Below are 20,866 nucleotides of genomic sequence, written 5' to 3' on the forward strand. Positions count from 1 at the left end.
CCGGCGTGCCCCCGCCCCGAAATCAGCCGCCGCCGTCCCCACCGGCCTCAGCCCCCGCGTCGGCAGGCCCGTCCCCGGCAGGCCCACCCCCGGCTGCGCCTGCCCCGCCCCCGGCCTCGGCCGCCCAGGCCCCGGCCCCACCGCCGGCTTCACCGGCCCCGGCCCCGGCCTCGGCAGTCCCGGCAGCCCCGCCCCCAGCGGCGGCCCCACCGGCCCCACCGGCCGCCCCGGCCCCAGCGGCCGTCCCGGTGCCGTCCCCCGCCGTCCCGGCCGCCGCCTTCGCCGCCCCCCGCAGCAGTTCCGTCAGCAGGCGGACGGCGCCTCGTTTGTGGAGGGGTTCGTTGCCGTTGCCGCATTTGGGGGACTGGATACAGGAGGGGCAGCCGGCGTCGCACTCGCAGGAGGCGATGGCCTGACGGGTGGCGGTGAGCCACTCGGCCGCGGTGTGGAAGGCGCGTTCGGCGAAGCCCGCGCCGCCGGGGTGGCCGTCGTAGACGAAGACCGTGGGCAGCAGCGTGTCGGGGTGCAGCGGGACCGAGACGCCGCCGATGTCCCAGCGGTCGCAGGTGGCGAAGAGCGGAAGGATGCCGATGGAGGCGTGTTCGGCGGCGTGCAGGGCGCCGCCCAGCTGCTCCGGATTGACCCGGGCCGCGTCGAGCTGGTCCTCGGTCATCGTCCACCACACGGCGCGGGTGCGCAGCGTACGCGGCGGCAGGTCGAGTTTGGTCTCACCGAGTACCTCACCCGTGATCAGTTTGCGGCGCAGATAGGAGACGACCTGGTTGGTGACCTCCACGGAGCCGAAGCACAGGCGCGCGTCGCCCCACGGCACCTCGGTGTCGGTCTCCAGGATGGAGATGGCGGTGGTGTCGCGGGCGGTCGTGGACCAGGGCGGTGTGGACTCCTCGACCAGGGCGACGCTGTCCTCCAGGTCCAGGTGCTGCACGACGTACGTACGGCCCTGGTGCAGGTGGACCGCGCCCTCGTGGACGGTGGAGTGCGCGGCGGCCTCGTCCACCGTGCCCAGCAGCCGGCCGGTGGCGGCCTCCACGACCTGGACGGGGGAGCCGCCCTGGCCGCGGATGTCGGTGAGGTCGGCGGCGCGTTCGCGGCGGGTCCAGTACCAGGACTTCCCGCGGCGGCGCAGCAGTCGGCGGCGTTCGAGGCCCGCGAGCACATCGGGGGCCTCCGGGCCGAAGAGGGCCAAGTCCTCCTCCCCGAGCGGGATCTCCGCGGCCGCGGCGCACAGGTGGGGCCAGAGGACGTACGGATTGTCGGGGTCAAGGACGGTCGACTCGACCGGCTGGGAGAAAAGGGCTTCGGGATGGTGGACGAGGTAGGTGTCCAGGGGGTCGTCGCGGGCGACGAGCACGGCGAGCGCGCCCTGCCCCGCCCGGCCCGCGCGGCCCGCCTGCTGCCACAAGGACGCGCGGGTGCCCGGATAGCCCGCGATGAGGACCGCGTCCAGGCCGGAGACGTCGATGCCCAGTTCGAGTGCCGTGGTGGCGGCGAGCCCGAGGAGGTCGCCGGTGTGCAGGGCGCGCTCCAGGGCGCGGCGCTCCTCGGGGAGATAGCCGCCCCTGTACGCGGCGACGCGCCCGGGCAGCGATCCGTCGACCTCCGCGAGGCGCTCCTGCGCGATCAGGGCGATCAGCTCGGCGCCGCGCCGGGAGCGGACGAAGGCGACGCTGCGGACGCCCTGTACGGCGAGGTCGGTGAGCAGGTCGGCGGTCTCGGCGGTGGCGGTGCGGCGTACGGGAGCGCCCTGCTCGCCGTGCAGCTCCGTCAGCGGCGGCTCCCACAGGGCGAAGACGACCTCGCCGCGCGGGGAGGTGTCCTCGGTGATCTGCACGACAGGCCGGCCGATGAGCCGGGCGGCGGAGTCGGCCGGTTCGGCGGAGGTGGCGGAGGCCAGCAGGAAGACCGGTTCCGAGCCGTAGCGCGCGCAGACCCGGCGCAGCCGGCGTATCACCTGCGCGACGTGGGACCCGAAGACGCCGCGGTAGGTGTGGCACTCGTCGATGACCACGTAGCGCAGCGCGCGCAGGAAGGAGGACCAGCGGGCATGGGCCGGGAGGATGCCGCGGTGCAGCATGTCGGGGTTGGTGAGGACGTAATTGCCGTATTGACGCACCCATTCGCGTTCTTCGACCGGCGTGTCGCCGTCGTACACGGCCGGCCGCACCGCGGTGCCCAGCGGCGCCGCCAGATCGCGCACGGCGCGCCGCTGGTCGGCGGCGAGCGCCTTGGTCGGGGCGAGGTACAGGGCGGTGGTGCCCCGGCCGTTCGGCGCCTCCGAGCCGTCCAGCAGTCCCGACAGTACGGGAGCCTGATACGCCAGCGATTTTCCGGAGGCGGTGCCGGTGGCCACGATGACGGACTCGCCGCGCAACGCGTGCTCCGCCGTGCGGGCTTGGTGCTTCCAGGGGCGCTCGATGCCGGCGGTACGGATGGCGTCGATCACTTCCGTACGGATAGATGCGGGCCAGTCGGCATGGCTGCCGATCCGCGGGGGCAAGTGCTCCGTATGGGTGATGCGCGTAGCGCGGATCTCTCCCCTGGCGAGACGGTCGAGGACCATGCCCGGGGAGGGTCGCGCACCCGCATCCGGCGGCGGTTGATTGGAGGCCATCGGCACCGAGTGTGTCACCGGAGTGACGGACAATGCTCTTAAGGCGTCGTGCGCGCCTGCTGGTAAGTGATTGAATGCCATCGCGGCTGCCGATCCATGGGGGGCGACCGCTCGATAGCAAGGTGCTGGAGGATCCGTGGACCTGTCCCTGTCGACCCGTACCGTTGGCGACCGTACGGTCGTCGACGTCGGTGGCGAGATTGATGTATACACCGCGCCCAAGCTGCGGGAGCAGCTGGTCGAGCTCGTGAACGACGGCAGCTACCACCTCGTGGTGGACATGGAGCGCGTCGACTTCCTCGACTCCACCGGGCTCGGCGTGCTGGTGGGTGGCCTGAAGCGGGTGCGTGCCCACGAGGGCTCGCTGCGCCTGGTCTGTAACCAGGAGCGCATTCTTAAGATCTTCCGTATCACTGGACTGACAAAGGTGTTCCCGATTCACACCTCGGTCGACGAGGCCGTCGCGGCAACCGACTGACGGCTGTCCGGTGCCCCGTGCCGCGTGCACGGGGGCAGGAAGCAGTGGGGGGTACCGGACGACGCGTCCGGCCCCCTGCGTAGCACGCCCGCATATCGAGGGGGATGGCAATGGCCACCGTCGAACTTCGTTTCAGTGCCCTGCCCGAGCACGTACGGACCGCGCGTCTGGTCGCGGCCGCCGTGGCGCGACGGGCCGGGGTGGACGAGGCGGTGCTCGACGAGGTCCGTCTCGCCGTCGGTGAGGCGTGCAGCCGCGCGGTGGGCCTGCACCGCAGTCACGACATCGCCGCGCCCATCACGGTCGTGCTGATCGAGGACGAGAAGAAGTTCTCCATCGAGGTCGGTGACGAGGTGCCGGGCACGCCTGCCGGATCCGTGTCGGGCGCCGAGGGCGCCGGCGAGCCGGACGGCGCGGAAGCCGTGACCGGCGACGAGGCCGAGGACGAGATGGGTCTCGCGGTGATCAGCGGCCTGGTCGACGACGTCGAGGTGTCCTCCAGCGAGACCGGTGGCGTCATCCGCATGAGCTGGCCGACGGTCCCGGACCCGGTCCTGCCGTAAGCAAGTCAGCGGGATGCCCCAGTAAGTGGGGCGGTCTCAGTAAGCCCGGACGGCCTCGTCCCGGCAGAACCCGCCACAGCCCGACGATTCCGGGCCAACCCAGCGCTCTCGCGCGCCGCCGCAGCGCGCCTCACAGCGCCTTCTGACGACCGCACCCCGCCGGGACCACCCCCGGGACGCCCTCGATCCCACGTCGCGCTGCCAGCAGCCCTCAGCAGCCGCCGGAACCGGCCCCTGCGCCCACCGCCCCGCCCCGCTCCTCCCGATGCCGTACGCCGGTCCATGCCGTCCGCGTGCGTGGCAGCGCCGCGCGCAGCTGTACCGGCGGGCCTACGCCTGCGCCTACACGTTCGTACGCGTCCGCACACGCGTGCCGCCCCGTCGGCGCCGGGCGCCGGAGCGGAGGCCGTGACTCCGCGGCGCGCCCCGTACGGCCTGCGCGTAAAGGATCTCGCGCGCCGCTCTGAGCAGCGGCGTTCAATAGGACAGCGAGATCATCCGGCTGCGGTCAGCGAATTTGCTGCATTCCGTCTTTCGGGCGAATTCTCCAAGCGATCACCTATTGATCTTCGCGGCTGCAGGCGAATTCCCTTTGACGCGTACTGTTTTGATCTAGTGCGGCTCCCTACAATCCGTCCACATCTTTGCTCAGGACGCCTGAGCGTGCATTCGCGCGCCCATGTGCCAAACGTCAAGGAGGACGAATGGCGGGGCCTTACACCCCTCAGATGCTCGACACCCCCACATACCTGGCCGAGCCATCGCTGACGAGCGGCAACCGCGGCATGGTGCTGGTGATCGCCCTCGTGGCACTGGCGGCGCTCGCCGTCGCGGCCGTACTGGTGCGGCAAGTGCTCGCGGCCGGCGAGGGCACCGACAGTATGAAGAAGATCGCCGCTGCCGTGCAGGAAGGCGCCAATGCCTATCTCGCACGGCAGTTGCGCACCCTCGGCGTATTCGCCGTCGTGGTGTTCTTCCTGCTCATGCTGCTGCCCGCGGACAACTGGACGCAGCGCATCGGGCGCAGCGCCTTCTTCTTGATCGGCGCGGGATTCTCCGCGGCCACCGGCTATATCGGCATGTGGCTCGCGGTGCGCAGCAATGTGCGCGTCGCCGCGGCCGCCCGCGAAGCCACGCCGGCCGAAGGCGATACGGCGCCCCGTGATCTCACGGCCGTTTCGCACAAGGCAATGAAGATCGCGTTCCGTACGGGCGGGGTCGTCGGCATGTTCACGGTGGGCCTCGGCCTGCTGGGCGCCTCCTGCGTCGTCCTCGTGTACGCGGTGGACGCCCCGAAGGTGCTGGAAGGATTCGGCCTGGGCGCCGCGCTGATCGCCATGTTCATGCGAGTCGGCGGCGGCATCTTCACCAAGGCCGCCGACGTCGGCGCCGACCTGGTCGGCAAGGTCGAGCAGGGCATCCCCGAGGACGACCCGCGCAACGCCGCGACCATCGCGGACAACGTGGGCGACAACGTCGGCGACTGCGCCGGTATGGCCGCCGACCTGTTCGAGTCGTACGCGGTCACCCTGGTCGCCGCGCTGATCCTCGGCATGGCCGCCTTCGGCGACGCCGGCCTCGCCTTCCCGCTGCTCGTCCCGGCCATCGGCGTCGTCACGGCGATGATCGGCATCTTCGTCGTCGCGCCCCGGCGCTCCGACCGCAGCGGCATGACCGCCATCAACCGCGGCTTCTTCATCTCCGCCGCGATCTCGCTGGTACTGGTGGCCGTCGCGGCCTTCACGTACCTGCCGTCCAGCTACGCGGGCCTCGCGGGCGTCTCCGACGACGCGATCACCGGCCGGGCGGGCGACCCGCGCGTGCTGGCCCTGGTCGCGGTCGCCATCGGCATCGTGCTCGCCGCGCTCATCCAGCAGCTGACCGGCTACTTCACCGAGACCAGCCGGCGCCCCGTACGGGACATCGGCAAGACCTCGCTGACCGGTCCCGCGACCGTCGTGCTCTCGGGTATCTCCATCGGCCTGGAGTCCGCGGTCTACTCGGCGGTGCTGATCGGCCTCGCCGTGTACGGCGCGTTCCTGCTGGGCGGTACGTCCATCATGCTGGCGCTGTTCGCGGTCGCGCTGGCCGGTACGGGCCTGCTGACCACGGTCGGCGTCATCGTCGCCATGGACACCTTCGGGCCGGTCTCCGACAACGCGCAGGGCATCGCCGAGATGTCCGGTGACGTACAGGGCGACGGCGCGCAGGTGCTCACCGACCTGGACGCGGTCGGCAACACCACCAAGGCCATCACCAAGGGCATCGCGATCGCCACGGCGGTGCTCGCGGCGTCGGCACTGTTCGGGTCGTACCGGGACGCGATCGCCAAGGCCGTGGGCGAGGTGGGCGACGCCGCCCAGGGCATGGGCCTGAGCCTGGACATCTCGCAGCCCAACAACCTGGTCGGGCTGATCATCGGTGCCGCGGTCGTCTTCCTCTTCTCGGGGCTGGCGATCAACGCGGTGTCCCGGTCCGCCGGTTCGGTGGTCTTCGAGGTGCGCCGGCAGTTCCGGGAGAAGCCCGGGATCATGGACTACACCGAGAAGCCCGAGTACGGGCGGGTCGTCGACATCTGCACCAAGGACGCGCTCCGCGAGCTGGCGACTCCCGGCCTGCTGGCGGTGCTCACCCCCATCGCGGTCGGCTTCTCGCTCGGCGTCGGGGCGCTCGGCTCGTTCCTGGCGGGCGCGATCGGTACCGGCACCCTGATGGCGGTGTTCCTCGCGAACTCCGGCGGCGCCTGGGACAACGCCAAGAAGCTGGTCGAGGACGGCCATCACGGCGGCAAGGGCAGCGAGGCGCACGCGGCGACCGTCATCGGTGACACCGTGGGCGACCCGTTCAAGGACACCGCGGGCCCGGCGATCAACCCGCTGCTGAAGGTGATGAACCTCGTGGCGCTGCTGATCGCGCCGGCCGTGGTGAAGTTCAGCTACGGCAACGACGCGAACGCGGGCGTACGGATCGCGGTCGCGGTCATCGCGCTGTTCATCATCGTGGGCGCGGTCTACATCTCCAAGCGCCGCGGCATCGCCGTGGGTGACGAAGACAACTCCGGAAAGGTCGCACAGACGGTCGACCCGGCGGTCGCCTCCTAAGGGGCGACGGCACAACCGCTCAACGGGCGGGTGCGCGAGGTGTTTTGTGCGCCTCGGGCACCCGCCTGTCGGCGTGCCGGATACGAGAGGTATCGGTCACCGTCCCTTGGTGCAAATGGCTTCAATGCGGGTCGTACCGGATGCTCGTCTCATGGTCAAAGCACTCTGGGCGTGTATGTTCCGGGGCCGAGAGCCATGGAAGGGACCAATCCGGTGAACAAGAAGCTTGCGGCTGCACTGTCCGGCGGTGCGGCACTGGTGCTCGCGCTGACCGGCTGCAGCGACGACAGCAACAAGAAGCTCAATGACTGGGCCAAGCGTTTCTGCGACCCGGCGCAGGCTCAGTTCAAGCAGATCCAGGACGCCAACGCCTCGATGCAGACCGCTGACGACGGCAGCACCGACTCCAAGAAGGTCCAGCAGACCGACTCCCAGGCGTTCCAGAAGATCTCGGACGCGTACGGCTCGCTGGCGCAGTCCCTGAAGAAGGCCGGCGCCCCGCCGGTCGACGGCGGCGGCGCGGACCAGAAGAACGCCGTCAAGGAGCTGAACGGGCTCTCCTCGGGCTACGCGGACCTGAAGAAGCAGGTCGACGGCCTGGACACCAAGGACAAGCAGAAGTTCGCCGACGGGCTGCGCTCGCTGTCGGACGGCATCAACAAGCTCAACAAGAAGAGCGAGGCCGCCTTCAAGAAGCTGGAGTCCGGCGACGTCGGCAAGGCGATGGCGGGTCAGAAGGGCTGCCAGACCCAGAAGACCACGGCTTCGCCCAAGAAGAGCTCGTAGCGCTCACGAAGAGCATCGGTGCGCTCGGGAAGAACTCTCAGCGCTCGGCATACGGGTCACGCGGCCCGGTCGGCCCCCGGAGAGCGGAGGGAATCCGTCTCCGGAGAGGGCCGGCCGGGCCGTAGCCGTCGCGCCGGTGGTTCGCTGTCACTGGTTGCCCTGACAATGGGAGCGTGAGTACGCACCTCCCCGTCGCAGACGACCGAGACCCCGAGTCCGCCGCCCGCACCTCCCGGCTGCGGGAGGCACTGCTGGCCGCCGGCTTCACCGCCGATGGCCTGCTGGAGCTGCTCGGCGCCACCGCCTACGCCGCGCTGGCCCGCAGCGAGACCGTGCCGGCCCTGCGCGCCACGAGAGGCGAGGACCCGCAGGCGACGCTGGTGCGGCTCTTCCTGCTCCAGCAGCCGGTGCCGGCAGCGCGCGCGGGCGCCGCGCTGCCCCTGGACGACTGCCTCGCCGACGGCTGGCTCGTCCGGGACGGCGACGAGGTCCGCGCGAGCGTGGACGTACGGCCGTACGGCGGCCCCGAGGGCCAGGACTGGTGGATCGTCTCCGACCTGGGCTGCGCGGTCGGCGGCGCGGGCGGCATCGGCCGCGGCCCGGCCGGCGTGGACCGCTCCGAGCTGGTCCTCGGCGTGGGCGGCGCGTCCACGACCCTCGCCGGGCTCACGCTGCGCCCCCAGGGCGGCGACCCGGCCGCGGGCCCGTCCTTCGACTCCGTGCTCGACATCGGTACGGGCTCCGGCATCCAGGCGCTGCACGCCGCGCAGTACGCCACTCAGGTCACCGCCACGGACCTGAACCCGAGGGCGCTGCGCATCGCTGCCCTCACCCTCGCGCTCTCCGGTGCGCAGCCCGCCGACCTCCGGGAGGGCTCGCTGTTCGAGCCGGTCGGCGAGGAGAAGTACGACCTGATCGTCTCGAATCCCCCCTTCGTGATCTCTCCGGGCGCGCGGCTGACGTACCGGGACGGCGGCATGGGCGGCGACGACCTCTGCCGCACGCTGGTGCAGCAGGCCGCGGGCCATCTGAACGACGGCGGGTACTGCCAGCTGCTGGCCAACTGGCAGCACGTCGAGGGCGAGGACTGGCGCGACCGGCTGCGCGAGTGGGTGCCGGCCGGCTGCGACGCCTGGATCGTGCAGCGCGAGGTGCAGGACGTCACGCAGTACGCCGAGCTGTGGCTGCGGGACGCCGGCGACCACCGCGCGGGCCCGGAGGAGTACGCGGCGCGGTACGAGGCGTGGCTGGACGAGTTCGAGGCGCGCAAGACGAAGGCGATCGGCTTCGGGTGGATCACGCTGCGCAAGTCCGGCGCCGAGGACCCCTCGATCACGATCGAGGAGTGGCCGCATCCGGTCGAGCAGCCGCTCGGCCCCGCGGTGCTCCGCCACTTCGAGCGCCAGGACTATCTGCGGGCCACGGACGACGCGGCGCTGCTGGCCGGGCGGTTCAAGCTGGCACCCGAGGTCGTGCAGGAGCAGGTCGGGCTCCCGGGCGCGGAGGACCCGGAGCATGTGGTGCTCCGTCAGAACCGCGGTATGCGGCGGGCGACGAAGGTCGACACGGTCGGCGCGGGCTTCGCCGGCGTCTGCGACGGCACGCTGCCGGCCGGCCGCATCCTGGACGCGATCGCCCAACTGGTCGGCGAGGACCCCGTGATGCTGCGGGACCGCACGCCGGAGGCGATCCGGATGCTGGTCGAACAGGGCTTCCTGGAGCCGGTCGACGGCCCGGTGGCGGCCGCAGCACCCGGGGAGGGCTGACGGAGGACGGCGGGCTCACATCCGTATCTGTCGGCGGTGCGTACCGGGGAATGTGAAGCCCGTACGGGGGAGTCGCCGCGCGCGTTCACCCGCTGTTCGCCCGCGGGCCGTGCGGGAGTGCCAGGGTGCCCGCATGGAAAGTGGACCCGCGGTGTTCTCCGGTGCCGCCTTCGCACTCTTCGGCGGCGGGCTGCTGCTGTGGCTGGTGGCGCGCGTCAGCGTCCGTGCGCCGGTCGCCCACGGCGTGAGCCGCCCGCTCGCGGTGACCATGACCGCGCTCTTCGGCACGCTGTTCCTGGCGGCCGGCTGCTGGCTGCTGGCCACCGCGTGAGTCTCACCGCCTGAGCGCCGGTGCCCGGCTCCGGCCGGGCGTACGTACCGGGCCGCGCCCGCGCGCCTCTCAGCCCGCCACGTTCCGTACGACGCCCCAGACGACCGCGGTCGTCAGGACCGCGGCCAGGGCGCGCGGCGTCGGCCGGGGGCGGTAGCGGCGGCCCCGCAGCCCTTCGTAGAGCAGCCGCCCGCCCACGTACGCGGCGAGCGGCACTCCGAGGAGAAGCAGCGCCACGTTGTCGTGGAAGGCCGCGGGCAGATCGCCGTGCAGCAGGTCGTAGACCATGCGGGTACCGCCGCACACCGGACAGAGCAGACCGGTCATGGCGTTGAAGGGGCAGCGCGGCAGCAGCTGACCCGGCTGGTGCGGGTCGGTCCGCCACAGATAGGCGCAGGCCGCCGCCGTGAGACCGGTCACCGCCGCGGCGCCCAGCAGCGTCGCCCGCCGCACCCGCCGCCCGTCCTGCGACGCGCCCGGTGAGGCGGCCTCCGACGCGCCCGGGACGGGCGGTGCCGCCGGTGCTGTTACCGCACCGGCGGGGACGTCGCGCTCGCTCGTCATGGCCGGTGCCCCCCGAAGACGTCTGTGTGTGACCCGCCACCCATCCTGCCAGCCGTCCGCGCCCCGCTCCCGGGCCCCTACACGGCGCCGCCCGGCACCCGGGCATGCCCCCGGAAAAGCCCGGGAGAAATGCGGACGGGACACCGAAACGGAATTTCTTCCGTACGTCTTCCGTTGCAGGTCCGGACCGTCTGCCGGAGCCGGATCCGGAGTATCCCCTTCCGTGGCGCGCAGCGCCGTCGGCCGCCCTTTCGCGGCCCCTTCCCGCACCCTCCCGCGGGGCATGATCACGCCGAGTGGCGGGGCCTCCGGCGCGTGGTCCGGGCGGCATGAAGGGCTGGACTCGGGTTACCGTTCGAGTGGCGTTGTGGGCTTTTTCCGTTTGACACGGGGGCGGGATGTACCGTCACACTCCGCAGCGTCACCGCAGAGTCGCCCTCGGGAATCCCCTTCCGAGGTACCCCCCAGCGCCGACCGGAGAGAAGAGCGAAGTTGTCCCCGACCAGCGACACCGCACAAGGCGGCGGCCGCCGACTCGTCATCGTCGAGTCGCCTGCCAAGGCGAAGACGATCAAGGGCTACCTCGGTCCTGGCTACGTCGTCGAAGCGAGCGTCGGGCACATCCGTGACCTTCCGAACGGCGCCGCCGAAGTACCGGCGAAGTACAAGGGCGAGCCCTGGGCCCGCCTCGGCGTGAACGTCGACGCCGATTTCCAGCCGATCTATGTCGTGAACAGCGACAAGAAGGACCAGGTCAAGAAGCTCAAGGAGCTGCTGGCCGAGTCCGACGAACTCTTCCTCGCCACCGATGAGGACCGGGAGGGCGAGGCCATCGCCTGGCACCTCCAGGAGATCCTCAAGCCCAAGGTCCCCGTCCACCGCATGGTCTTCCACGAGATCACCAAGGACGCCATCCGGGACGCCGTGGCGAACCCGCGGGAGCTGAACAAGAAGCTGGTCGACGCCCAGGAGACCCGCCGCATCCTCGACCGCCTCTACGGCTACGAGGTCTCGCCGGTCCTCTGGAAGAAGGTCATGCCGCGGCTGTCGGCCGGCCGCGTCCAGTCGGTGGCCACCCGTCTCGTCGTCGAGCGGGAGCGCGAGCGCATCGCCTTCCGCTCCGCCGAGTACTGGGACCTGACCGGCACGTTCGCCACCGGCCGCGAGGGCGACGCGACCGACCCGGGCACCTTCGGGGCCCGCCTGAGCACCGTCGACGGCCGCCGCGTGGCCCAGGGCCGCGACTTCGGCTCCGACGGCCGGCTCAAGTCCGACCAGGTCCTGCACCTGGACGAGGCGAACGCACGGGCGCTGGCCGCGGCGCTGGAGGACACCCGGTTCTCCGTCCGCTCGGTCGAGTCCAAGCCGTACCGCCGCTCCCCGTACGCGCCCTTCCGTACGACGACGATGCAGCAGGAGGCCAGCCGCAAGCTGGGCTTCGGCGCCAAGGCGACCATGCAGGTGGCCCAGAAGCTGTACGAGAACGGCTTCATCACCTACATGCGTACGGACTCCACGACGCTCTCCGACACCGCCATCGCGGCGGCCCGGGCACAGGTCACGCAGCTCTACGGCGCCGACTACCTCCCGGAGAAGCCGCGCAGCTACGCCGGCAAGGTCAAGAACGCGCAGGAGGCGCACGAGGCGATCCGCCCCTCCGGCGACCGCTTCCGCACCCCTGCCGAGACCGGCCTGACCGGCGACCAGTTCCGGCTGTACGAGCTGATCTGGAAGCGGACCGTCGCGTCGCAGATGAAGGACGCCACCGGGAACAGCGTCACCGTCAAGCTCGGCGGCACGGCGAGCGACGGCCGCGACGCCGAGTTCAGCGCGTCCGGCAAGACCATCACCTTCCACGGCTTCCTGAAGGCGTACGTCGAGGGCGCCGACGACCCGAACGCGGAGCTGGACGACCGCGAGCGCCGGCTGCCGCAGGTCGCCGAGGGCGACGGGCTGACCGCCCGGGAGATCACCGCCGACGGCCACGCCACCAAGCCGCCGGCCCGCTACACCGAAGCGACGCTGGTCAAGGAGCTGGAGGAGCGGGAGATCGGCCGTCCGTCGACGTACGCGTCGATCATCGGCACGATCCTGGACCGCGGCTACGTCTTCAAGAAGGGCACGGCCCTGGTGCCGTCCTTCCTGTCCTTCGCCGTGGTCAACCTCCTGGAGAAGCACTTCGGGCGGCTCGTCGACTACGACTTCACCGCCAAGATGGAGGACGACCTCGACCGCATCGCACGCGGCGAGGCCCAGTCCGTGCCGTGGCTGCGCCGCTTCTACTTCGGTGAGGGCGACGCCACGGGCGCCGCCTCCGAGGCGGGCAACGGCGACGGCGACCACCTCGGCGGCCTGAAGGAGCTGGTCACGGACCTGGGCGCGATCGACGCCCGGGAGATCTCCTCCTTCCCGGTCGGCGACGGCATCATGCTGCGCGTGGGCCGCTACGGCCCGTACGTGGAGCGCGGCGAGAAGGACTCCGAGAACCACCAGCGCGCCGACGTGCCGGACGACCTGGCGCCCGACGAGCTGACCGTGCAGTACGCCGAGGAGCTGCTGGCCAAGCCCAGCGGCGACTTCGAGCTGGGCACGGACCCGGAGACCGGCCACCAGATCGTGGCCAAGGACGGCCGGTACGGCCCGTACGTCACCGAGATCCTGCCCGAGGGCACCCCGAAGACCGGCAAGAACGCGGTCAAGCCGCGCACGGCCTCGCTCTTCAAGTCGATGTCCCTGGACACCGTCACGCTGCAGGACGCGCTCAAGCTGATGTCGCTGCCGCGGGTGGTCGGCCAGGACGCCGAGGGCGTGGACATCACCGCGCAGAACGGCCGCTACGGCCCGTACCTGAAGAAGGGCACGGACTCGCGCTCCCTGGAGAGCGAGGAGCAGCTCTTCACCATCACGCTCGAAGAGGCGCTGGAGATCTACTCCAAGCCCAAGCAGCGCGGCCGGGCGGCCGCCAAGCCGCCGCTGAAGGAGCTGGGCACGGACCCGGTCAGCGAGAAGCCGGTCGTGGTCAAGGACGGCCGCTTCGGCCCGTATGTGACGGACGGCGAGACGAACGCGACCCTGCGCCGCGACGACGACGTCGAAACGATCACGCCGGAGCGCGGTTACGAGCTGCTGGCGGAGAAGCGCGCCAAGGGCCCGGCCAAGAAGAAGACCGCCGCCAAGAAGACGACGGCGAAGAAGGCCCCGGCAAAGAAGACGGCGGCAAAGAAGACGGCCGCCAAGAAGACGACGGCGAAGAAGACGACCGCTGCCGCGAAGAAGACGGCGGCGAAGTCGGCGGCGTCCGACGACTGACTGGGGGGCTCGCGCCCGCAAGGGCGCGGCCTCCAGGGGCGCGGGAAGCGTCGATGTGCGGCTCCGCCGCGTGGGCGCGACCAGCCACGATGTCGCGACAGACGGCCACGCGCCGTACGCCCCCCGCCCGGAGGCCGATCTTCTGTTCGGGGAGGGACCCGGTGTGTCACCGGGTCCCGCTAGGCTGGCGGAATGACGCGTACCGAGCAGCCAACGGACGTGACCCCCACCTCAGGCGCACTCGCCGCGGATTCCCGCGAGCGCGCCGTGCGAGCACTGCTGCGCTTCCCTCCCCTCAAACGGCTGTGGAGCGCCCAGTTCGTCGGTGGCATCGGTGATGCCCTCGGTGTCCTGGTACTGGTCCTGCTCGCGCTCCAAGCGGCGGTCTTCACCCCCAACGGAGGCGTCGCGGCCTTCGGCGGCGGATACCGGAGCGCGGCCTTCGCGGTCGCCGCCGTCTTCGGTGCCCGGCTGCTGTCGACGCTGCTCTTCGGTGCCGTGCTGCTCGGCCCGCTCTCCGCGCTGACCGCCCCCGAGGGGCCGCTGGACCGCCGCTGGACGATGATCACCGCGGACGGCCTGCGTGCCCTGCTGCTCATCGTCGCGCCCCTGTGGATCGACTGGGTACGGGGCGACGCGCTGGCCTACGTACTGATCACGGCCTTCGTGGCCGGTGTCGCCGAGCGCTTCTGGACGGTGTGCCGGGAGAGCGCGGCCCCCGCGCTGCTGCCCGCGCCGCCCGCCGAGGGCGACGCCGTGAGACCGCTGCCGGACAACAACGAGGCGCTGCGCCGCCTCTCGCTGCGTACGGGCTTCGTGGCGCTCCCCATCGCCGCCGCCGGACTCCTGGTCGTCACGCTGCTCGGGAACGCGCTGGGCGCCGGCATCGAGTGGTTCCACACCCACCAGGCCGCGCTCGGCTCGTACGTCGCGGCCGGCCTGTTCGCCGCGTCCGTCTCGATCGTGTACTTCCTCGAATTCCCCGGCACGCGGACCCCGCGCCCGCGCTCGCCCCTCGAGGGCCTGCGCCGCCCGAAGACCGGCACCGGCGTCGACAAGGGCCGTACGGGCGCGATCCCGCTGCTCGTGCTGGCCTGCGCCGCGGTCGCCGGGGCGATCGCCGCGGCCGTCTCCCTGTCCGTGCTGCACGGCCGCGACCTCGGCGGAGGCCCGGTCGGCTTCGCCCTCTTCGTACTGGCCCTGACCGGCGGCCCGGTCCTCGGCATCCGCAGCGCCCGCAAGGTGCTGCCCGGCTTCTCCCGGCGCCGGCTGCTCGCCCTCTCCGTGGCCGTCACCGGCCTCGCGCTGCTCGCCATGGGCCTGGTGCCCGACCCGACCACCGTCCTGCTGCTCGCGCTGCTCACCGGGGTGAGCGCCGGCATCGCGGCCCACACCGGACACGCCCTCCTGGACCAGGAGACCGAGGAGTTCCGCAGCTCCCGTACGACCGAGCACCTGCACGCCGTCGTGCGGCTCGCGATCGCGCCCGCCGCGATCGTCGCCCCGCTGCTGGCCGCCGCGATCGGCCCGCACCACCTCGGAAGCGGCTCGTTCGTCTTCGCGCACGGCGGCGCGGCCTTCACACTGATGCTCGTCGGCGCGCTGCTGCTGCCGGTCGCCGCGTGGGTACTGGGCAAGACCGACGACCGGCAGGGCGTCTCGCTCCGCCGTGACCTGCGCGAGGCGCTGCGCGGCGGCGAGCCGGCCGAGGCGCCGGCCGCGACCGGCTTCTTCATCGCCCTGGAGGGCGGCGACGGGGCCGGCAAGTCCACCCAGGTCGAGGCGCTCGCGGACTGGATGCGGGCCAAGGGCCACGAGGTCGTGGTGACCCGCGAGCCGGGCGCCACCGCCATCGGCAAGCGGCTGCGCTCGATCATCCTGGACGTCTCGACGTCGGGCCTGTCGGACCGCGCCGAGGCCCTGATGTTCGCCGCGGACCGCGCCGAGCACGTGGACAGCGTGATCCGGCCCGCCCTGGAGCGCGGCGCCGTCGTCATCACCGACCGGTACATCGACTCCTCGGTGGCGTACCAGGGCGCGGGCCGCAACCTCGCCCCCACCGAGATCGCCCGCATCTCCCGCTGGGCCACCGACGGCCTCGTACCGCACCTCACGGTCCTGCTGGACGTCGCCCCCGAGACGGCGCGCGAGCGCTTCACCGAGGCGCCGGACCGGCTGGAGTCCGAGCCCGCCGAGTTCCACGAGCGGGTGCGCAACGGCTTCCTGACGCTGGCCGCGGCCGACCCGGCCCGCTACCTGGTCGTCGACGCGGGGCTGGAGCCGGAGGCCGTCACCACGGTCGTACGGCACCGCCTGGACCAGGTGCTGCCGCTCTCCGAGGCCGAGGTCAAGGCCCAGGCCGAGGCCCGCAAGGCCGCCGAGGAGGCGGCCCGCAAGAAGGCCGAGGAAGAGGCGGCGCGCAAGGCCGAGGAGGAGCGGCAGGAGCGCGAGCGCCAGGAGCAGCTGGCCCGGCTGCGCGCCGAGGAGGAGGAGCGCAAGCGCCGCGAGCTGGAGGCGGCCAAGGCGCGCGAGGAGGCCCGGCAGGCGGAGGAGGCCCGGCAGCGTGCCGAGGAGGCCCGCCGCCAGGCCGAGGAGGAGCGCAAGCGCCGGGAGGCCGAGGAGGCGGCCCGGCAGGCCGAGCGCGAGCGGCTGCGCCGCCAGCACGAGGAGGAGAAGCGGCTGCGCCAGGAGGCCGAGGAGCGCCGCCTGGAGAAGCAGCGCAAGGCCGAGGAGGCCCTGCTCCGCGCCGAGCAGGCCCGGCTCGCCGCGGCCTCGGCGTCCGAGGGGCTGCACGACTCCGATGCGCCGACCACCGAGACGCCGGTCATCAGCATGCGCAAGGAGCCGCAGGAGCAGGTCCCGCGGGACGCCGCGGAGACCGTGCCCGAGGGGACGCCGCGGGTGGAGATGCGCAAGGAGACGCGGCCGGACTCCGGTGGCGCGTCCGGCAGCCGTCCGGGCTCCCGCGCGGACTCCGGCTCCGACCCCGAGGAGACCGCCGTACTGCCGCAGCCGCAGCCGGCCGCGGACGGCGACGGCGGCGACCGGACGGACGGCCGGTCCGGGGATGCGCGGCGGGGGCCCGCCACGGGCTCCGGTGCCACGGACGAGACGGCGGTACTGCCCTCCGTACGCCCCGAGGACGCGGCACGCCCCGAGGACGCGGCGCACAGCGGCGCGGCCGACGAGACCGCCGTACTGCCGCCGGTGCGCCCCGAGGGTCCGGAGGACCGGGTGCCGTCGTGGATGTTCCGCCCGGAGCAGGGCGGCAGGCGCCGCCCCGCCGCCGAGTCGAGCACCGAGCGCACGGCCGAGCTGCCGCAGATCGACCCGGCGACGGGCCTGCCGTCCCCGGGCCGCACCGGGCAGTCGCCGTACGAGTCGTACGCGCCGCAGCAGCCGCACTCCCAGTACGAGCAGCAGCCGCGGCCGGCCGGCCGGCGGCGCCCGGAGTGGGCCGAGGAGACCCCGCTCGACGACCTCCCGACCCTCGCGGACGAGCTGCTCGGCCCGCGCGACACGGAGGAAGAGGAGGAGCGCCGCGGCCGCTGGGGCCGCCGCTGATCCCCGCCTCTCCGGCCCCAGTACGTGGATTCCGTACCGGGGCCGGTGGTGTTTCCGGGCCCGGACGCCCCCGGTAGCGCGCTTTCCGCCCCACGTGGACGGGATTGTCAGTGCCGTCCACCACAATGGGATACGACGGCGGGGCTCGGACACGGGACACGACAGGCGGCGGGGCAGCCCGGCGCGCGGCAGGACACGGACAGGACGGCGGAGCGGCAATGGCGGTGTGGGACGACCTGGTGGGCCAGGAGCGGGTGAAGGAGCAGCTCGCCGCCGCTGCACGGGACGCGGACGCCCTGGTCACGGCCGAGCAGCCGGGTGCCGCCGTGCCCGAGTCCGCGCCGGAGTCCATGAGCGCGTCCCGGATGACGCACGCCTGGCTGTTCACGGGGCCGCCCGGTTCCGGCCGGTCCACGGCCGCGCGCGCCTTCGCCGCCGCCCTGCAGTGCGTGAGCCCCGACCGCGCGCTGGGCGGCGCCCCCGGCTGCGGCTTCTGCGACGGCTGCCACACCGCGCTGGTCGGCACGCACGCCGACGTCGAGGTGGTCCGTACGGACCTGCTGTCCATCGGCGTGAAGGAGACCCGTGACCTGGTCCGCCGGGCCTCGATGTCACCGGCCGGCGGCCGCTGGCAGGTGATCGTCCTGGAGGACGCCGACCGGCTCACCGAGGGCGCGGGCAACGTCCTCCTGAAGGCCGTCGAGGAGCCCGCGCCGCGCACGGTCTGGCTGCTGTGCGCCCCCTCCATCGAGGACGTGCTCCCCACCATCCGCTCCCGCTGCCGCCTGCTGACGCTGTCCACGCCCGCCACGTCCGCGGTCGCCGACATGCTGATGCGCCGGGACGGCATCGAGCCGGCCGCCGCCACGGCCGCGGCGCGCGCCACCCAGGGGCACATCGGCCGGGCCCGTCGGCTCGCGACGGACGAGCGGGCCCGGGCCCGCCGCGCCGCCGTGCTCAGGCTCCCGCTCCGCGTCGACGACATCGGCGGCTGCCTCAAGGCCGCGCAGGAGCTGATCGACGCGGCGGGCGAGGACGCCAAGCAGGTCGCCGAGGAGGTCGACACCAAGGAGACCGAGGAGCTGCGGGCCGCGCTGGGCGCCGCGGCGGGCACGGGCGGGCGGCTGCCGCGCGGCACGGCGGGCGTGATGAAGGAGCTGCAGGACCGGCAGAAGCGCCGCTCCACACGTACCCAGCGGGACAGCCTGGACCTCGCCCTCACCGACCTGACGGGCTTCTACCGCGACGTCCTGGCGCTCCAGCTCGGCACGGCCGCCGAGCTGGCCAACGAGGACGTGCGGGACAGCGTCGAGCGCATCGCCGCCGGCTCCACCCCCGAGCGCACGCTGCGCCGGATAGAGGCGGTCATCGCCTGCCGCCAAGCCCTGGATCGGAACGTCGCCCCGCTGCTGGCGGTCGAGGCCATGACGGTGGCCCTCCGCGCGGGCTGAGCGCGCGGGCGGCGGCGAGCAGCGGCCGCAGTGGCGCGCGGGCGTCCATGACGGTGGGCGGACGGCCGAACTCACTCTTACGAGGGCAAAAGGCCAGGCATGACCCCATCAGGACCGATACGCTCCCCAGAGCTGTCGCGAACTGTCACCACTGGTCACCAATCGTCACCGAGCCGAGTGCCGCCACCGCCACCGCCGCCGAACGAGGGACGTTCCCATGGACACCAGCCGTCTGCTCCGCACCTCCGGCGCCGTGCTCGCGGCCGCCGCGCTGCTCGTCTCCTGCAGTAAACCCGCCGGCCCGGACGGCGACGCCGTCGCCTCACCGGCCCAGCACGGCCCCGACGCGCGCCCGGAGAGCGACAAGGCGACCAAGGCCCTGGACCCGCTGCCCGCAGGCGTACCGGCGGCCCTGCGCCCGTACTACGACCAGAAGCTCAGCTGGCACTCCTGCGGCCCCAAGGGCTTCCAGTGCGCGACGCTCCGGGCCCCGCTCGACTACGCGAAGCCCAGCCGCGCCACCGACCTGAAGCTCGCGGTCTCCCGTAAGAAGGCCACCGGGCCCGGCAAGCGGATCGGCTCGCTGATGGTCGACCCGGGCGGCCCCGGCGCCTCGGCGATCAACTACCTCCAGCAGTACGCGCCGGAGCCGGCCGCCGTGAAGGCCCGGTACGACATGGTCGCGATGGACCCGCGCGGCGTGGCCCGCAGCGAGCCCGTCCGCTGCCTCACGAACAAGCAGATGGACGGGTACACGCAGGTCGACCAGACCCCCGACGACAGGGCGGAGCAGACGAAGCTCACCACCGCCTACAAGAACTTCGCCGACGGCTGCAAGGCCCGCTCCGGCAAGGTGCTCGGCCACGTCTCGACGGTCGAGGCGGCCCGTGACATGGACATCTTCCGCGCCGTCCTGGGCGACCGGAAGCTGACCTACGTGGGCGCCTCGTACGGCACCTTCCTCGGCGCGACGTACGCCGGCCTGTACCCCTCCCGGGTCGGCCGGCTCGTGCTGGACGGCGCGATGGACCCCTCCCTGACCTCCCGGCAGCTCAACGAGGACCAGACCGCCGGCTTCAACACCGCCTTCAACTCCTTCGCCGCCGACTGCATCAAGAAGCGTGACTGCCCCCTGGGGACCAAGAGCACCGCCGACGCCGGCAAGCGGCTCTCCGCCTTCTTCCGCCGCCTGGACGCGCGCCCGGTCGCCACCGGCGAGTCCCGCAAGCTCACCGAGTCCCTCGCGACCAGCGGTGTGATCGCCGCCATGTACGACCAGTCGGCCTGGCCGCTGCTCCGCGAGTACCTCGGCAAGGCCCAGAAGGGCGACGGCAGCGGCCTGCTCGCCCTCTCCGACTCCTACTACGAGCGCGAGCCGGACGGCAGCTACGCCAACCAGATGTTCGCCAACCCCGCGGTGAACTGCCTCGACCTGCCGCCCGCCTTCTCCTCGCCCGCGCAGGTCGAGGCCGCGCTCCCCGCCTTCCGCAAGGCGTCCCCGGTCTTCGGCGAGAACTTCGCGTGGGCGCCGCTGAACTGCGCGTACTGGCCCGCCAAGGCCACCGGCGAGGCGCATCGCATCGAGGCGAAGGGCGCGGCCCCGATCCTGGTCGTCGGCACCACCCGTGACCCGGCCACCCCCTACCCGTGGGCCCGCGGCCTCGCCTCCCAGCTCTCCTCCGGCCGCCTCCTCACGTACGAGGGCGACGGCCACACCGCGTACGGCCGCGGCAGCGACTGCGTCGACACCGCCGTGAACACCTACCTCCTGGAGGGCACGCCCCCCGCCAAGAACAAGCGCTGCTCCTGACCGCACCACCGGCCCCCGGACCCCCTCCGAATCCGATTACGAACCACCCCTCCGCCATGTGTAGACTGGGCCGCGCACCACGCCGCCTTAGCTCAGTCGGCCAGAGCGACGCACTCGTAATGCGTAGGTCAAGGGTTCGATTCCCTTAGGCGGCTCGGCGAGGGGAAGCCCCAGGTCACATCGTGACCTGGGGCTTCTTCCGTTGTCGGACGTGCGGCGTCGCTGGAGGCCGGGTCGTGGCCGGGGGCCGGGGGCCGGGGGCCCGGGCGGGGGCGGGGGATGTGTCGGGAAATGGCGGTGTGCGGGCGGGGTGGGGGTCGTAGGGTCGGGGGGTGCAGGACCACCCGTTCATGCGGGTGCAGGGATCTCCGAGCCCCCGAGATCGTCGTCCGGGCCCACAGACGGCCGGAGATCCGCCGAGTCTGCGGCGACATGCGGTTCTTCCGGCCCCGCCCTCCCGGGCTTGTCCCGCCGGGAACATCCCGCGCTTCCGGCGGCCGGTGACGGGCGA

12 protein-coding genes and 1 tRNA gene are annotated in these 20,866 nt (G+C 72.5%); 11 read left to right on the plus strand and 2 right to left on the minus strand.

The window, feature by feature from the left end; all coding sequences use genetic code 11:
* Positions 1-22: 22 nt before the first annotated feature.
* Positions 23-2,713 (minus strand): DEAD/DEAH box helicase, encoded by a 2,691-nt coding sequence (locus ACIGXO_RS17255; protein WP_399786778.1) that lies wholly within the window; start codon positions 2,711-2,713, stop codon positions 23-25.
* A 55-nt stretch (positions 2,714-2,768) separates the two neighbouring features.
* Here ACIGXO_RS17255 and bldG point away from each other — a divergent pair, with 55 nt between their 5' ends.
* The 6 genes from bldG (at position 2,769) to ACIGXO_RS17285 (ending at position 9,657) form a co-directional block, all read left to right on the plus strand.
* The gene (gene bldG, locus ACIGXO_RS17260; RefSeq protein WP_030260174.1) at positions 2,769-3,110 is read left to right on the plus strand and encodes an anti-sigma factor antagonist BldG; all 342 of its coding nucleotides are present in this window, start codon (positions 2,769-2,771) and stop codon (positions 3,108-3,110) included.
* A gap of 110 nt (positions 3,111-3,220) precedes the next feature.
* Positions 3,221-3,673: an ATP-binding protein gene (locus ACIGXO_RS17265; RefSeq protein ID WP_399786781.1), complete on the plus strand. Its 453-nt coding sequence runs from the start codon at positions 3,221-3,223 to the stop codon at positions 3,671-3,673.
* A gap of 704 nt (positions 3,674-4,377) precedes the next feature.
* On the plus strand, positions 4,378-6,774 hold the full coding sequence (locus ACIGXO_RS17270; RefSeq protein WP_399786784.1) for a sodium-translocating pyrophosphatase: 2,397 nt from the start codon (positions 4,378-4,380) through the stop codon (positions 6,772-6,774).
* A gap of 213 nt (positions 6,775-6,987) precedes the next feature.
* Positions 6,988-7,560 (plus strand): small secreted protein, encoded by a 573-nt coding sequence (locus ACIGXO_RS17275; RefSeq protein ID WP_399786787.1) that lies wholly within the window; start codon positions 6,988-6,990, stop codon positions 7,558-7,560.
* 173 nt (positions 7,561-7,733) lie between these two features.
* Positions 7,734-9,326, plus strand: coding sequence for a methyltransferase (locus ACIGXO_RS17280; protein ID WP_399786790.1), 1,593 nt, complete (start codon positions 7,734-7,736; stop codon positions 9,324-9,326).
* Positions 9,327-9,459: 133 nt separating this feature from the next.
* Entirely contained in the window at positions 9,460-9,657 is a 198-nt protein-coding gene (locus tag ACIGXO_RS17285; protein WP_399786793.1) for a hypothetical protein, read from the plus strand.
* A gap of 69 nt (positions 9,658-9,726) precedes the next feature.
* Here ACIGXO_RS17285 and ACIGXO_RS17290 read toward each other — a convergent pair whose 3' ends face one another.
* Positions 9,727-10,221, minus strand: a complete 495-nt coding sequence (locus ACIGXO_RS17290) for a DUF2752 domain-containing protein (protein WP_399786796.1) — start codon at positions 10,219-10,221, stop codon at positions 9,727-9,729.
* Positions 10,222-10,713: 492 nt separating this feature from the next.
* On the opposite strand from ACIGXO_RS17290, the gene topA reads away from it, so the two are divergent.
* The 5 genes from topA (at position 10,714) to ACIGXO_RS17315 (ending at position 20,510) form a co-directional block, all read left to right on the plus strand.
* A complete protein-coding gene (gene topA, locus ACIGXO_RS17295) occupies positions 10,714-13,530 on the plus strand; it encodes a type I DNA topoisomerase (RefSeq protein WP_399786799.1) in 2,817 nt (938 codons plus the stop codon).
* Between the two features lie 192 nt (positions 13,531-13,722).
* On the plus strand, positions 13,723-17,094 hold the full coding sequence (gene tmk / locus ACIGXO_RS17300) for a dTMP kinase (protein ID WP_399786802.1): 3,372 nt from the start codon (positions 13,723-13,725) through the stop codon (positions 17,092-17,094).
* A 218-nt stretch (positions 17,095-17,312) separates the two neighbouring features.
* Complete coding sequence (locus ACIGXO_RS17305; protein ID WP_399786805.1) at positions 17,313-18,545, plus strand: DNA polymerase III subunit delta'; 1,233 nt, start codon at positions 17,313-17,315, stop codon at positions 18,543-18,545.
* A gap of 217 nt (positions 18,546-18,762) precedes the next feature.
* Positions 18,763-20,355, plus strand: coding sequence for an alpha/beta hydrolase (locus tag ACIGXO_RS17310; RefSeq protein ID WP_399786808.1), 1,593 nt, complete (start codon positions 18,763-18,765; stop codon positions 20,353-20,355).
* Positions 20,356-20,436: 81 nt separating this feature from the next.
* Positions 20,437-20,510 (plus strand) — tRNA-Thr (locus ACIGXO_RS17315).
* The last annotated feature ends 356 nt before the right edge of the window (positions 20,511-20,866 follow it).

Source organism: Streptomyces sp. NPDC053542, assembly GCF_044544685.1.
Taxonomy (GTDB): domain Bacteria; phylum Actinomycetota; class Actinomycetes; order Streptomycetales; family Streptomycetaceae; genus Streptomyces.

Excerpts from the sequence above, each read along its gene's own strand:
- ACIGXO_RS17255 (WP_399786778.1), bottom strand. The coding sequence starts at position 2,713 with ATGGCATTCAATCACTTACCAGCAGGCGCGCACGACGCCTTAAGAGCA.
- ACIGXO_RS17265 (WP_399786781.1), top strand. The coding sequence starts at position 3,221 with ATGGCCACCGTCGAACTTCGTTTCAGTGCCCTGCCCGAGCACGTACGG.
- ACIGXO_RS17270 (WP_399786784.1), top strand. The coding sequence starts at position 4,378 with ATGGCGGGGCCTTACACCCCTCAGATGCTCGACACCCCCACATACCTG.
- ACIGXO_RS17285 (WP_399786793.1), top strand. The coding sequence starts at position 9,460 with ATGGAAAGTGGACCCGCGGTGTTCTCCGGTGCCGCCTTCGCACTCTTC.
- ACIGXO_RS17290 (WP_399786796.1), bottom strand. The coding sequence starts at position 10,221 with ATGACGAGCGAGCGCGACGTCCCCGCCGGTGCGGTAACAGCACCGGCG.
- tmk (WP_399786802.1), top strand. The coding sequence starts at position 13,723 with ATGACGCGTACCGAGCAGCCAACGGACGTGACCCCCACCTCAGGCGCA.
- ACIGXO_RS17305 (WP_399786805.1), top strand. The coding sequence starts at position 17,313 with ATGGCGGTGTGGGACGACCTGGTGGGCCAGGAGCGGGTGAAGGAGCAG.
- ACIGXO_RS17310 (WP_399786808.1), top strand. The coding sequence starts at position 18,763 with ATGGACACCAGCCGTCTGCTCCGCACCTCCGGCGCCGTGCTCGCGGCC.